We start from the raw sequence: 418 nt of genomic DNA, 5'->3' as shown, positions 1-418 counted from the left end.
GCGCGCCTCGACGACGTCACAGGTCATCACTTCACCGACGATGCGGGCCATGCCGACCACCTCCTTGCTTGTCACCTGCTGTCACTCGTTCCGGTCTCGGGAAGCGCGGCCCGTCCGGCCTCCAGCCGTGCGACGGGGACGCGGAACGGCGAGCAGGAGACGTAGTCCAGTCCCGCGGCGTGGAAGAAGTGGACGGATTCGGGATCGCCGCCGTGCTCGCCGCAGACGCCGATCTTCAGGTCGGGGCGTGCGGCGCGGCCCTCGTCGACCGCGATCCGGACCAGTCGGCCCACTCCGTCGCGGTCGAGGGTCTCGAAGGGGGAGGTGGCGAAGATCCCCTTGTCGAGGTAGGCGGAGAAGAAGGCCGCCTCGACGTCGTCGCGGGAGAAGCCCCAGGTGGTCTGGGTGAGGTCGTTGG

Annotated in this window: 1 protein-coding gene; it reads right to left on the bottom strand. The window is 69.4% G+C overall.

Annotated elements, in window-relative coordinates:
• Positions 1 to 71: 71 nt before the first annotated feature.
• A partial coding sequence (locus tag RB628_RS41550) for a putative PEP-binding protein (RefSeq protein ID WP_318325788.1) occupies positions 72 to 418 on the bottom strand: 347 nt, incomplete at its 5' end.

The organism is Streptomyces sp. ADMS (assembly GCF_033441795.1).
Classification (GTDB): Bacteria; Actinomycetota; Actinomycetes; order Streptomycetales; family Streptomycetaceae; genus Streptomyces.
Note: the sequence above shows the minus strand (reverse complement) of the source record. Positions and strands in the feature narration are given on the sequence as shown.